We start from the raw sequence: 548 nt of genomic DNA on the forward strand, positions 1-548 counted from the left end.
GTTTAAATACACTACCTAAAGCGATACAATCTAGGTATCAGTTTTGAGGTGGTAAACAATGAAACGTGTCATTTCATACATTCGTTTCTCATCAGAGAAGCAAGCTAAAGGCGACTCACTCCGCAGACAATCTAAGATGGTCACTGATTGGCTTAAGGCTCATCCTGAGTACTACCTTGACCAAGATTTATCTTTTCGTGATTTAGGTGTGAGTGGATTCACTGGTAAGCACTTGAAAGGTGGTTTAGGTGACTTCTTAACCGCTATCGAGAAAGGGCTTGTAAAAGCAGGTGATACACTACTAATCGAGAGTTTAGACCGTTTGTCACGTCAGGCCGTAGACCGAGCAAGTGAGCTATTACGAAACATTCTTCGCTCTGGTGTAGATGTAGTCACCCTGTCCGATGGTGAACATTACACAAAGGAAAGCTTAAGAGACCCGTTATCCCTGATTAAAAGCATTTTGATAATGCAAAGGGCGCATGAGGAATCATTACGTAAGGCTGAGCGTATACAGGCTGCATGGGATGCCAAGAAAGAAGCTGCTA

1 protein-coding gene is annotated in these 548 nt (G+C 43.1%); it reads left to right on the plus strand.

Annotation, left to right across the window (positions count from 1 at the left end; genetic code table 11):
- Positions 1–58: 58 nt before the first annotated feature.
- Positions 59–548 (plus strand): recombinase family protein (locus ASJ79_RS31660; protein ID WP_197420375.1); only part of this gene is annotated, 490 nt, incomplete at its 3' end.

This window comes from Mycobacterium sp. NAZ190054 (assembly GCF_001545925.1).
In the GTDB taxonomy this organism is placed as follows: domain Bacteria; phylum Actinomycetota; class Actinomycetes; order Mycobacteriales; family Mycobacteriaceae; genus Mycobacterium.